At 47.9% G+C, this 12029-nt stretch carries 11 protein-coding genes; 2 read left to right on the top strand and 9 right to left on the bottom strand.

Annotated elements, in window-relative coordinates; genetic code table 11:
* The 3 genes from KNP00_RS04140 to lepA all read right to left on the bottom strand — a co-directional run bounded on the left by KNP00_RS04140 (nucleotide 1) and on the right by lepA (nucleotide 4147).
* Nucleotides 1-1164, bottom strand: a complete 1164-nt coding sequence (locus tag KNP00_RS04140; RefSeq protein ID WP_215142530.1) for a phosphoglycerate dehydrogenase — start codon at nucleotides 1162-1164, stop codon at nucleotides 1-3.
* Nucleotides 1142-2245, bottom strand: coding sequence for a 3-phosphoserine/phosphohydroxythreonine transaminase (gene serC / locus KNP00_RS04135; protein WP_240542702.1), 1104 nt, complete (start codon nucleotides 2243-2245; stop codon nucleotides 1142-1144). Before serC ends, KNP00_RS04140 begins: the two co-directional genes overlap by 23 nt.
* Before the next feature lie 78 nt (nucleotides 2246-2323).
* Nucleotides 2324-4147, bottom strand: coding sequence for a translation elongation factor 4 (gene lepA, locus KNP00_RS04130; protein ID WP_215142528.1), 1824 nt, complete (start codon nucleotides 4145-4147; stop codon nucleotides 2324-2326).
* A gap of 219 nt (nucleotides 4148-4366) precedes the next feature.
* Here lepA and rpsT point away from each other — a divergent pair, with 219 nt between their 5' ends.
* Nucleotides 4367-4627, top strand: coding sequence for a 30S ribosomal protein S20 (gene rpsT / locus KNP00_RS04125; protein ID WP_012726675.1), 261 nt, complete (start codon nucleotides 4367-4369; stop codon nucleotides 4625-4627).
* Between the two features lie 27 nt (nucleotides 4628-4654).
* On the opposite strand, the gene KNP00_RS04120 is transcribed toward rpsT, so the two are convergent.
* Together KNP00_RS04120 and holA are read right to left on the bottom strand one after the other, a co-directional pair.
* On the bottom strand, nucleotides 4655-5092 hold the full coding sequence (locus KNP00_RS04120; protein WP_215142526.1) for a GNAT family N-acetyltransferase: 438 nt from the start codon (nucleotides 5090-5092) through the stop codon (nucleotides 4655-4657).
* A gap of 9 nt (nucleotides 5093-5101) precedes the next feature.
* Nucleotides 5102-6112 (bottom strand): DNA polymerase III subunit delta, encoded by a 1011-nt coding sequence (gene holA / locus KNP00_RS04115; RefSeq protein ID WP_338082260.1) that lies wholly within the window; start codon nucleotides 6110-6112, stop codon nucleotides 5102-5104.
* A 90-nt stretch (nucleotides 6113-6202) separates the two neighbouring features.
* Here holA and KNP00_RS04110 point away from each other — a divergent pair, with 90 nt between their 5' ends.
* On the top strand, nucleotides 6203-6367 hold the full coding sequence (locus KNP00_RS04110; RefSeq protein ID WP_012726678.1) for a YqzM family protein: 165 nt from the start codon (nucleotides 6203-6205) through the stop codon (nucleotides 6365-6367).
* A 61-nt stretch (nucleotides 6368-6428) separates the two neighbouring features.
* Here the strand turns inward: KNP00_RS04110 and KNP00_RS04105 are convergent, their stop codons facing one another.
* The 4 genes from KNP00_RS04105 to KNP00_RS04090 form a co-directional block, all read right to left on the bottom strand.
* Nucleotides 6429-8486 (bottom strand): DNA internalization-related competence protein ComEC/Rec2, encoded by a 2058-nt coding sequence (locus tag KNP00_RS04105; RefSeq protein WP_215142522.1) that lies wholly within the window; start codon nucleotides 8484-8486, stop codon nucleotides 6429-6431.
* Nucleotides 8487-8547: 61 nt separating this feature from the next.
* On the bottom strand, nucleotides 8548-9132 hold the full coding sequence (locus KNP00_RS04100; protein WP_338082259.1) for a helix-hairpin-helix domain-containing protein: 585 nt from the start codon (nucleotides 9130-9132) through the stop codon (nucleotides 8548-8550).
* 217 nt (nucleotides 9133-9349) lie between these two features.
* On the bottom strand, nucleotides 9350-10993 hold the full coding sequence (locus KNP00_RS04095) for a methyl-accepting chemotaxis protein (RefSeq protein WP_215142518.1): 1644 nt from the start codon (nucleotides 10991-10993) through the stop codon (nucleotides 9350-9352).
* A complete protein-coding gene (locus KNP00_RS04090) occupies nucleotides 10993-11961 on the bottom strand; it encodes a BMP family lipoprotein (RefSeq protein ID WP_215142516.1) in 969 nt (322 codons plus the stop codon). The genes KNP00_RS04095 and KNP00_RS04090 overlap by 1 nt, the downstream gene beginning before the upstream one ends.
* Between the last annotated feature and the right edge of the window lie 68 nt (nucleotides 11962-12029).

The raw sequence follows: 12029 nt of genomic DNA, 5'->3' as shown, positions 1-12029 counted from the left end.
TTAAAATTCTCGGACGCGAATGACGCCCTTGATTTCATATAGCGCATGAATCGACAACGGTTCATGCTCGAAGTTGTCTAGGTCAATTAACGTATATGCCATCTCTCCGCGGCTACGATTGACCATGTTATCGATATTTAATCCATGGGATGCAAGTTCTCCCGTGATTTGCCCAACCATGTTCGGTACGTTTCGGTGCAAAATTCCGAGGCGTCGTTTGCCAGTGTAAGGAAGCTCGACGTTCGGAAAATTGGCGGATGAACGAATGTTCCCTGTCTCGAGATACAACTTGAGCGTCTCGACCGCTTGAATCGCACAGTTGACTTCCGATTCTTTCGTCGATGCCCCGAGGTGAGGTAGTGCCATTACTTGCGGATGACCGATTAGCGTATGACGAGGAAAGTCGGTCACGTACATTCCGACATGATGATGGAACGCCTTCAATAAATCATCATCGTTCACGAGTTCGCCTCTCGCAAAATTTAAAATGGTCATGCCTGGCTTCATTCGTTCAAACCAACTTCGGTCGATGCTAAGTCGTGTTTCATCCGTCAACGGCATGTGAATCGACAACAAGTCGACCGCTCCGAGTACCTCACTCAAATGTTTCGCACGCGTCACATGCTTCGAGATATTCCAAGCGGCATCGACCGAGAGGTGAGGGTCATATCCGATGACATCGACTCCGAGTTGGAGCAAATCATTGGCAAGCGAGGCACCGATGGCTCCGAGTCCGATAATCCCCACTTTCTTTCCCCTCAACTCTACCCCGAGGAACTGTCGTTTCTGTTGTTCCATCGCTTGTTCTAATTGTGCTTGTGACTTGACCGTTTGCTCGCCCACCCAAGTCAATCCTTTGAAGATTGGGCGTACGGAAAGAATCATACTGGCAAGGACAAGTTCCTTTACGGCATTCGCATTGGCACCGGGAGTATGAAAAGCAACGATACCTTGTTTAGCCAGCGATTCGAGCGGTAAATTGTTCACTCCCGCACCCGCTCTTGCGATCGCGAGAAGATAAGATGGTATCTCTTCATCATGTACATTATGGCTTCTCAATATCCAAGCATCAGCTTGCCCCGACGCATTGATGACATATTCACTCGGCTCAAATCGCTTCAATCCTGCCGCAGCGATTTGATTAAATGTTCTGATGTGATACATAAGTCTCCTCCTCGAATTCCCTCATGACGTCGACGAGGCGCACTGCCCCTGCGAGCGGCATCGAATTGTATAGGCTCGCGCGCAATCCTCCGACCGAACGATGACCTCCGAGTTCAACCAGCCCGCGCTCGAGGGCGAATCGCTGAAAGGCCGCATCTCCTTCACTGTCACCGGTTGTAAATGGGATGTTCGTCAATGAACGTCGATTGCCCGACACGAGTGATGAGAAATGGTTCGACCGGTCTAGAAAAGAGTAGACGACCTCACTTTTTTTACGATTCAATCGTTCCATCGCTTCCACACCACCTCGGTCTTCAATCCATTTCAGCACACGCTCGGCTGTAAACATGCTAAACGTCGCCGGTGTATTCAATAGCTTGTCCTCATGTGACGCATAAGAAAGGTAACTCGGCAACGAAAGAGATTGAATGAGGTCACGCCGAATGATGACAACGGTCAATCCTGCAGGTCCAATATTTTTTTGGGCTCCAGCATAAATCACACCGAAACGTTCAACGTCGATTTTCTCGGCAAGAATGTTCGAAGAGGCATCTGCCACGAGTGGTATGTCCATTTCAGGTATGTTTGTGAAGCGGGTTCCTTCAATCGTATTGTTCAATGTCACATGAAGATAGTCGACGTCTTGGGCAGATCTCGAATCGAATGACATCCCGTCCGCCTCGTCACTTATCGGCTGAATGACCTCGACCTCTCCAAATCGCCGGGCATCCTCCATCGCTTTCTTAGACCAAACCCCTGTGTCGACATAGGCGAAACGGTTGCATCTGCTTAAGTTCATCGGAATCATTGAAAATTGAAGTGTCGCCCCACCTTGAAGCCAAAGAACCGCATAATGCCGAGGAATGCCCATGAGCCTCCTAAGTCTCACCTCAAGTGAGTCCACCACATGTTGGAAAGCCTCCGAACGGTGACTCGTCTCAAGTATTGAAACCCCCTCATACTCAAATGTGAGAAGGTGTTGCTGGATTTCTTGCATCACTTCTTTTGGCAGCATGCCCGGGCCTGCAGAGTATGTATACGTCGACACGATGTATCCTCCTCTATAAGTCTGTCTAGGCATGTACACTTCCTTACAGGATGAAACTTTTCCTGCTTGAAAGGAAAAATCGCCCTAATCCAAGGATCAGGGCGACTGTTCTTATTCTTCGTCCATTGAAAGTACAGACATGAAGGCTTCTTGTGGGACTTCGACAGACCCGACCATCTTCATGCGCTTCTTCCCTTCTTTTTGCTTCTCGAGAAGTTTCCGCTTACGTGAAATATCTCCTCCATAACATTTAGCAAGGACGTTTTTGCGCAACGCTTTAATTGTAGACCGGGCGACGATTTTCGTTCCGACAGCAGCTTGTACCGGCACTTCGAATTGCATACGTGGAATGAGCGCCTTCAACTTCTCAACGATGACCTTCCCGCGCTCATACGCAAAGTCGCGGTGAACGATGAAGCTAAGTGCATCGACCACTTCATTGTTGAGCAAGATGTCCATCTTCACGAGACGCGATTGACGGTAGCCAATCAACTCATAGTCGAGAGACGCATAGCCTTTCGTGCTCGATTTCAACTGATCGAAGAAATCATAGACGATTTCACTGAGTGGAATCTCATACGTGATTTTGACGCGTGTCGTGTCGATGTATTGCATATCGATGAACGTTCCACGTTTCTTTTGACAAAGCTCCATGATGGCGCCGACGTAGTCGTTCGGTGTCATGACAGCCGCCTTGACGTAAGGCTCTTCAATCGATTCGACTTTTTGCTGTTCAGGCATCTTCGATGGGTTATCGACGTGGATGACTTCTCCAGAAGTCGTCGTCACGTGATAGATAACCGATGGTGCCGTCGTAATCAAGTCAATCCCGAACTCACGCTCAATCCGCTCCTGAATGATTTCCATGTGAAGCATCCCGAGGAATCCACATCGGAATCCAAATCCGAGCGCCTGTGATGTTTCAGGCTCGAACTCGAGTGCGGCATCAGAAAGTTGAAGCTTTTCGAGTGCCTCACGCAGGTCGTTATACTTGGCTGCATCAATCGGATACAAACCACAGTACACCATCGGATTCATTTTACGGTAACCTGGAAGCTGACTTGTTGCCGGATTTTTCGCAAGCGTGATCGTATCCCCGACACGAACATCTCCAACTGTTTTAATCGACGCAGAGAGCGTACCTACATCACCGACGTTCAGTTCTTTTACCGAGACAGGCTTCGGTGTCGATACACCAAGGTCCGTCACTTCAAACGTCTTCCCTGTCGCCATCATCTGTACTTTGTCGCCTACTTTGACCGAACCGTTGACGATTCGAATCGATGCGACGACACCACGGTAGGCATCATAGTACGAGTCAAAGATCAATGCCTGTAATGGTTCCGACGGGTCACCCGTCGGTGGTGGCACAAGCTCGACGATTTGTTCGAGAATCTCTTCGATGCCGATACCAGCCTTGGCAGATGTCGGGACCGCGTCGCTTGCATCGAGTCCGATGACGTCTTCGATTTCTTGACGGACGCGATCGACATCGGCTGACGGCAAGTCGATTTTATTGATGACCGGGATGATTTCGAGGTCGTTATCGAGTGCTAAATAAACGTTCGCCAAGGTTTGTGCTTCAATCCCTTGAGCCGCATCGACGACGAGAATCGCACCCTCACATGCTGCGAGCGAGCGAGACACTTCATACGTGAAGTCGACATGTCCTGGGGTGTCGATCAAGTGAAGAATATACTCTTCTCCATCTTTTGCCGTATAATTCAGTTTGACGGCGTTTAGTTTGATTGTAATTCCACGCTCGCGCTCTAAATCCATCGCGTCAAGCGTCTGCTCTTTCATCTCACGAGCCGTGAGTGCACCAGTTTTTTCAAGAATCCGGTCAGCGAGTGTCGATTTTCCATGGTCGATGTGGGCGATGATGGAAAAGTTACGAATCTTCTTCTGACGATTCTCTAAATCTTGTTTATTCATATATGGGTTCACCTATCCTTCTCATGCATACCGTGTCATTATATCAAAATCCTAAAGTAATGTGTACGACCTACTACAACAATACCACAGATAGTTTTCAGAATAATCATCAAGTGGTTGCTTTTCATATAACCGTTTGCTACAATTGTGCTTGTTCTGTTGAATGATTACTTGAAGTAATAAGAACATACACTTTCTTGTTTCAGGAGGTGACAAACAATGGCAAACATCAAATCAGCAATCAAACGTGCAAAAACTTCTGAAAAACGTCGTGTTGCGAACTCACAAGAGAAAGCAGCAATGCGTACAGCAGTAAAACGTGTTGACGCTCTCGTACTCGAAGGAAACAAAGAAGCTGCTCAAGAAGCTTTCGTCCTCGCTACGAAGAAACTTGACAAGGCTGCATCAAAAGGTCTTATCCACAAAAACAAGGCAGGTCGTGACAAATCACGCCTCGCAGCTCGTATCGCTGCTCTCTAATTAGAGACTAAACGAAACAGCCGCCTCCTATTCGGAGCCGGCTGTTTTTTTGTATACCATGACGTAATGAGGACCGACACGCGGGAGATTGAACGGTTCACCAACTCGTATAAGTCCGTTTCGCTCATAGAAACGAACAGCCACTTCTCTCGCGTTACACCACCACGAACTTCCTAGCTCGGTGTGGAGAGCCTGTAAAAATTGAGAACCGATTCCTTTTCCCGACAGACGAGGATCCGTCGCCATTCCACGAAGTTGGAACGATATCGGCTCCCCATCGATTTGTCTTGGTGACGTCATGACCGTCGCGACCGACACGATCTGACCTGCCTCCACCCACGCGAAATGTCGTGTCGTCTGCGCCTCATCTCCTTCGAAATAACACGTTTCGATACTCAAACCTGGTCTGAGCACTTCATGCCGAAGCGGAATCACGTCACGGAGTGCCACTTGCTCAAGTCCCATTTTCTCACCTCACAATAAGGTCAATTGACAAACAAGTGTATCAAAAATGATCTGTTTGTCGCCGCGACCCGTCTTCATCGCTTCGTCTGCATCAGCAATCAATGTCAATGCCTGCGCGAGTTGGCTAGCGGAGAAACCGCGACTCGCTTGCGTTGCCAGTTTGATTGTATACGGATGAGCTCCAATCTTAGATGCGATTTGTTTCTCCCCGTAACCTGCCTCCGTCAACTGTTTTGCCAAGTACATGTTCCGATATTGTCTCGCCAGCAGACCGAGTAATCCAATCAACTCTTGACCTTGTTTCTCTAAATCCCGGACCAATCGAAGCGCCGCATCCGCCCTGCGCTTGACGAGTAGTTCCGATAACTGAAACACATTATCTTCTAACGTACGTGGGACAAGATCATTCACAATCTCAATCGGAATGCTTGCGCCCGCTCCTGCGTACAACTGAAGCTTCTCTAGTTCGCGAACTAATTTTCCCCAATCATCCTGGCATAAAAATAAAAGACGCTCCATCGTCGGACGCTCCATTTTCTGTTGTTCTTGACTGAGTGTATCGTTTACGTAACGCATGAGTTCCGTTTGACTCGGCTTTTTTGCCTCAAGAACAATCGCACGTTCTTTCAGCCGTTTCACAATTTTTTTGCGTTCATCGAGCTTTTCTGACTCGACGATTAACACGAGGACCGAGTAGCTGGCCGGCTGAATGACATAGTCGGCGAGTCGATCGACATTTTGTTTTTGCTTTTCCTTCGCTCCTGTCAAAAACTGCGCATTTTTGACGACTACCGTCCGATATTCACTGAAGAACGGCACCGTTTCCGCTTCATCTAGCGCCGTATCTAATGACGTCTCTTGAAGGTCGAGTTGCATGACGTCGAATTGGTCGCCAGATGGATTGGCGCTCTTCACAATCCCGCGTTCCCATGTCTCTAACAGATACTTTTCGGTGCCGTGGAGAACATAAACGCTCGCTAGTTTCCCATTATGTAACCAAGGTTCATTCAAAACACACACCACTTTCACAATTTATTCTCATCTAAACATAGATTATCTTCTCATGATTCGCTATACTTATAAAGGAAGTATGATAAGGAGGGACAAATTATGCAAATCAACTCTGTACGACCACCGAGTGAAAACCCGTTTGAAAATGACGTTCAATGCAAACGTAACGACGCCATCGATTCTGCGATCGGTTTCATCGTCCCATTTGGCTTTTTCTTCACGATTTTCTTTATCGGTGTCATCATCAAATTCTTAAGCCTATAAGTGATTAAACGATTGCCCCGGGGGAGCAATCGTTTTTTAGTGTATCATATTTAATCGGGTGCTACTCGATTCGCCCTTGGCATATTCCCTTCTCACAAACGACCATCCCATCCATGTCGGTTCGCAATAAACGCCGTCCGACGATCCGTTGTAACGTCTCCTCGTGAGGGTGACCGTAACGATTGCTCGCACCGACACTCGCAATCACCCATTCTGGGTCGGTTCGTTCTAATAGTGCCTCACTCGAAGAAGTGTTTGACCCATGATGCCCCAGTTTAAATACATCGACATCCAACGTAGGCAACATGGCTTCCCCTTCGATCGGTAAGTCACCTGTCAGAAGATAAGCCATACCACCTACGTTCATATACAAACTGATGGAGTGATCATTCTCATCTTCATGTGGGCCATCTGGTGCCACAATCCACATCCATGGCACGGGTCGATCCCCGACCTCAACATAACGTACTAAAGCCCCGTATTTCGTGATCAAACGGAGGATCTCCTCTCGTTTCTCGGGATTGGCCACTAGTTTAGATAACCAAACTTCTCGAACCGGTATGACCTTTAGCAGTCCTTCCAAGCCTCCGATGTGATCATGGTCAGCGTGCGTGAGAATGACGAAGTCAAGTGCTCGTTCCCCCCGCTTCCATATGTAAGGCGCCACTACGTCCGCTCCCGGATCATAGACAGACAGTTTTTGCTCACTCGGATCTTGAAACACTCCACCCACATCAATCACTCCGATTGTATCTTTTGATTCCACGACAATCGCATCACCTTGGCCGACATCTAAAAATGTCACCCGTGGAGATTCGGACCACTCACAAATTGTCATGAGCATAACATACGTCAGAATCATCATCCCCCATCCAACCCATCGTTTTCGATGAACGACAAGTAAACTCCCCCATATCCCGACCCACAAACCGACTTGTTGCAAAAATGTGAGTTCATGTAATGGAATCCACGGACGACTTGCATGATGAGCTGAAAAGAAACCATTAATCGCATCTAAAATGACCATGAATAATGGAGCAACAGATGGAACGATCCAAGTGATGAGTGCGAGGGGCATGATGAGCCACGATATGCAAAAGGCCATCACGACATTGAGTAGCGGCGATGCAACGGATAGTACCGCCTGCACTTGCCAAAGGACGGATAAACTGAAGAACTGGGCAAACACTGACATTTCGAATACATTCGTCCAAATCGGTCTAGTGACCAATAAAAAAAATGTCATGCCGACTGTCAACTGAAATCCAAGATTCATGAGAAGAAACGGTTGAATGGCAAGCATCCCTGCTGAACACCAACTGAGAAGACGAATCGGGTCTCGAATCGCCACACCGAAAAGGGAAAGTAATAAAAGCGCGTCTGCCACGACGACCGCTCGAGCGACGGGTGGTGAAAAGCCCGTCAGCCATCCGAAGGCGGTTATACTGAACATGATTAAAACGGTCTTCGATTCACGACGAATCGGGATTCGTCGCAACATGATGTGAAGCGCAACAATTAGCAACGCTATGTGTGAGCCCGAAATGACGAGAAGATGGAGCAGACCCGTCACACGATATGAAAAGGATGTCTGTTCATCAAGCATTCGACTTTCTCCGAATAACAAGGCTTCCATATATAATGCCACATCTGCCCGGTAATATTGTTCAATATGTTGAAGTTGCCTTTCTTTCCATCTCAACATCCGGCCGTCAAGTCCTGAGGTCGGACGACACCGTTCAATTCGCTCAACCTTTCCTTTAAACGTTTTGTTCGAACTCGACGCCCATGACTGCTCGTCAAATCCTCCGACGTTTCGTGACGGCTGAAACGTCTCCCATTCGACTTGCATCAGGCAAGTCTCTCCTGGTCTCCCTAAAGATAAATCACGACCTCGTAACACGCCTTGAACCGAATCTACATGCCCATATAACCGAACTGCTTTGCCATTATCCTTTCGACTATCAATGGAAAATACGATTGAATCTTCCGGCGACCAAACTTCCGAATCGCTGTGAATAAAGGCGATGACGACGAGGAGGAGGACGCCTAGTTTCGCGAACAATCGTTGACCTCGTCGTGAGATGAAGAACAGTACACCGAATACTACGGATACCATATACACCTCTTCTGTCAATCCTGTCACGACCAACACCGCAAATAGAGGGTACAATGGCATGTTACGGTACCAACAAGTACGGTTTCATGCTCTCTAGTGTTTTCTCGCCAAACCCTTTCACATCACCTAAGTCTTCATATGTTTTGAACGGACCGTGTTGCTTCAAATGATTTAAAATCGCATCGGCTTTTGCCGGACCGATTCCTGGGACCGACATAAGTTCTTCTTTCGTGGCACTATTGACATGGACACCGTTCGACTCCATATCTGAATTCGGTATGTCTTGAGTGATCAGTGTCTCCCCTTTTTTCGGAACGATGATTTTGACCCCATCGACTAATCGTTGCGCCAAGTTGAGTTGTTCAGGATCGGCTTCATCCGTCAATACAGCCAATGAGAGGACGTCTCCGACTCTCGCGCCTTCAGGTACTTGATAGACGTTTGGGGACTCGACTGCCCCCGTCACGTAGACGACAATCTCTAATCGTTCCGCTGTCACTGGAGGGACGACCTCCTCAGGTGCCATCACGAACTCATCAATGACCCGTTGTTCCGGCTCTTTCTTATAAAACATATAACCGACACCTAAAAATAAGGCGACGACAACACCTATGACGACTTGTTTCCACCTCTGCAAAACATTCACCACCCGATTCGACTGTTACGTCCAGTATGCCGAATCTTTAGATGATTCACCTAGAACGTTCCTTCGATCAACCCTGTCTTTTTTTTTATCATTTTCACTGAAGGTACACGCCACATCGTTGCGTGTAGTGAAGAGCAGTCACTCATTTCACGAGACTACTCAACTGAAAAAGGACCGGAAAACCAACGCGTGGTCTCCGATCCTTCTATTCGCTAAATCATTCTTCTTCGAAATGCTGAACCTGGTCGGCGAGTGCCGCCGCCTGTCCTTCCAACTCCTGCATTAACGTAAAGATTTGATCAAAGCTCGCCTGCTGCTCTTTCATCGAGGCCGCCACTTCTTCGTTTCCTGCGGCCAATTCTTCCGTCACACCAGACACTTCTTCGACCCGGCGCAAGACATTGTTTACCTCATTACTAGATGTACGCATCTCTTGTTCAATCGTACGCACGAACGAGGCGACATGGTCTGTTCGTTCATGGATTCGGTTGAACGCTTTCTTTGTCAATCCGAACGCCTCTAGCTGTGCTTCTTGCTCTCGTTTCGATTCGTTCACGGTTTCTGTCAATCGGACGACTTCTTGTTGAATCGTCTCCACGACGTGGAAGATGGAACGAGTCGCTTTATTGCTTTCTTCTGCCAATTTTTTCACTTCGCTTGCCACGACCGCAAACCCACGTCCAGCTTCCCCAGCACGAGCTGCTTCGATTGCCGCGTTGAGGGCAAGCAAGTTCGTCTGAGCAGCGACATCTTCGACAAGCTTCGCCATCGATTCAATCTCTGCCGTCTGTCTTGCAAAGTGGTCCATCCGCGAAACGAGCACTTCGTTTCGTTCGCTTGAACGATCTAAAATATGTTCTTGATCAGTCAACGTCTCAATTCCAGCTGCGACTTCACGTGTCATTTCTGACGTCTCTTCTGTCGTCTGTTTCGTTTGATTCAAACTCGTCTCAAATGAGGTCGCCATCGTATGGACAGAGCTGAGTGTTTCTTGCAACTCATTCGCAATCGACTGTGCCCCGTGAGCCATTTCATCGACAGCGTTTGTAATGTTTGAAGTTGTACTGACGACCGCTTCGTTCTCAGCAGCTGCCGTCTCGGTCATGCCGTTCACTTGCACCGATGTGACACGAATCGAACCGATCACGGTTTGAAGCGACACTGTCATGTTTCGCATGGCGCGTTCTAGACGTCCGATTTCGTCCTGTCGGTTTGATTCTGGTAACGTGACGAGGCGACCTGCCGCGATGGCTTCGGCCACTTTCACGTTTCGCTCGAGAGGGCGTGTGATGGACCGGGCAAAAAAGAAATTGTAAACGCCAAGTGCCAAAATGACGAGCACCGTCAACAATACGGAAATCAATAACAGTCGTTCCGTTTCGCTTGCCGCTTCTGCTTGTAACGCTTCATAAAATGAACCGTTCTTCGCAATCAACGTATTGACATCATTTAATAAGCCTTCTAACTTCGCTGCCTGGATCCGTGCTTCAATACCACCTCGTAATGCAGACTCGACATCCTCATTCACTTGTTCATACTTCATTGTGGCACGGTCTAAATGATTCGAGAATGCAGGAATCAAGTAAGATTGCTTCAACTGCTCAAACGTTTCCGCGTTCGTTACACGAATCCGTTCAAGTTGTGTCAATGTCGATTGATTCGACTGTTCGCCGAGCGACGTCCATAACGACTGTTCTTGTAAGAGCGACGTCTCAAGTTGAGACAGTTCGATCATTTGACTCCCATACTGCTCATTGTACGTCTGCAGACGATTCAAAGTCGACAACACATAGCTCATCATGATAACGACTAAGACAACGGTGAACACCGTCGAGAAAGTAAATCGTTTACGTAAACTCATTAGAGTGTCCCCTCCTTCAACTTGCGTTCAACAGACTCATATTCGGAAGTCTCTCTCTCGTCCCATTGGATGCGGCGAAGCGGTGCCAAGCCGACGCCCCCCTCTTCAATGCCGAGGATGACGTGGTCATTGAATGGTTTGTCAGTGATACGGCCAGCGATTTCAACGATTGCCAAATCGACTTGCTTCAACATGGATGTCACGACTGCATCAGGTGCAATCATCGATTGGTCACTATCGACACCAATCGCCTTAATCCCATATTTTTCAGCTGTCTCGAGTACCCCAACACCCGTAAGACCTGCTGCAGCATAGAGAATGTCCGCTCCTTCTTCAATCTGCTTCTCAGCTAGTTTTCGTCCGATTTCAGGTGAGGCGAAATCATCGGAGAAATCAACGAGCATCTCGACATCCTCATTGACAGCTTTTGCCCCCTGTTCAAATCCTGCTTCGAACTTCTGAATGAGTTCAATATCCATCCCACCGATAAAACCAATCTTATTTGACTCCGTCTCAAGCCCTGCAACCGCCCCAGCGAGTACACTTCCTTCCCCTTCTTCGAACGTGATGTTCAAGATGTTCGGAAGTGATGACACGCCATCGATGAGCGCAAATTGTTGATCTGGATGCTCTGCTGCTACTTTTTCTAAGTCTTCCTGACACGCGAATCCAAGACCGACGATCACGTCATGCCCTTCTTTCACTAACTCTTCAAATCCTACTTGGTACGTTTCCGACTCTGATAACTCACGATAATCGACGAACCATTCTCCTGTCTCACGTAGTTCACCCATACCACGCATCGCGGCATCACTGAACGATTGGTCCCCGAGACCAACATCTGATAGGACGACTCCCATCGTTTGACGTTCTTCTACCGTGGCATTCGGGTCGTCGATTACCGACTGACAGCCGGATAACCAAAGAGCACATGCCGTGATTGTACTGATCATTATGCTTTTTTTCATGAATTCGCTACTCCTTCTCTATTGGTCTGACAACCTATATATCGACCATGAAAGCTTCATTCTCCAAT

Origin of the sequence: Exiguobacterium qingdaonense (assembly GCF_018617855.1) — a bacterium.
In the GTDB taxonomy this organism is placed as follows: domain Bacteria; phylum Bacillota; class Bacilli; order Exiguobacteriales; family Exiguobacteriaceae; genus Exiguobacterium; species Exiguobacterium qingdaonense.
Note: the sequence above shows the minus strand (reverse complement) of the source record. Positions and strands in the feature narration are given on the sequence as shown.